Here is a 931-nt window from a genome sequence, read left to right as displayed (position 1 = left end):
CCGTGGATTGCAGCTTCTGCTCCACTGGCAAACAGGGCTTTCAGCGCGACATGACCAGCGCCGAGATCATCGGTCAGGTGTGGCAGGCAAGCCGCGCCTTTGGCCCGCGCCGTAACCTGGGTCAGCACCCGATTACCAATGTGGTGATGATGGGTATGGGCGAGCCGCTGCTTAATTACGACAAGGTGCTTACGGCCATGCGGATCATGAAAGATGATCTGGGCTACGGCATCGGTAAAAAACGTATCACCCTGTCTACCTCCGGGGTGATTCCGAAGATGAATCAGCTCAGCGAGGATTTGGATGTGTCCCTGGCGGTAAGCCTGCACGCACCCAATGACGAGCTGCGTAACCAGCTGGTGCCGCTGAACCGCAAGTATCCGCTGAAAGACCTGATGGCGGCCTGCAAGAGTTACAGCAAGAATATTACCCACCGCCATAACACCATCACCATGGAATATGTGATGTTGCGGGATGTGAACGACAAGCCGGAACATGCCCGCCAATTGGTTAAACTGCTTAACGGCATTCCCGTGAAGGTTAATCTGATTCCGTTTAACCCCTTTCCGCATGCCGGTTATGAGCGGTCACGCAAGAACGATATTTTGGAGTTCCACAAGTACCTGAATGACAATGGAGTAATGACCACGGTCAGGACAACGCGCGGCGATGATATTGATGCCGCTTGTGGTCAGTTAGTGGGGCAGGTGAAGGACCGCACCCGGCGCAGTGAGCGCTGGAAGGAATCCATTTTTCACCGCGCCGAACAAACCGATAACAACACAGCGCAGACCTAATGAAACGTTTTTTTCAGGTTATTTTTATCCTGTGTTTTGCAGGATTTTTGGCCGCCGGGTGTGTGACGGTGGACGATGGACCCAAGGTGAAAGTGGATGAAGCGGTAAATAGCCGTGTGGCCGCCGGGCTGCAG

1 protein-coding gene is annotated in these 931 nt (G+C 54.0%); it reads left to right on the top strand.

Annotated features, from left to right (window positions below; genetic code table 11):
* Positions 1-797 (top strand): 23S rRNA (adenine(2503)-C(2))-methyltransferase RlmN (gene rlmN, locus A3730_RS03140; protein ID WP_063537457.1); only part of this gene is annotated, 797 nt, incomplete at its 5' end.
* Positions 798-931: the final 134 nt, after the last annotated feature.

This window comes from Alcanivorax sp. HI0044, from assembly GCF_001634945.1.
The sequence above is the reverse complement of the archived record's forward strand: the minus strand, read 5'-3'. Positions and strand labels throughout refer to the sequence as shown.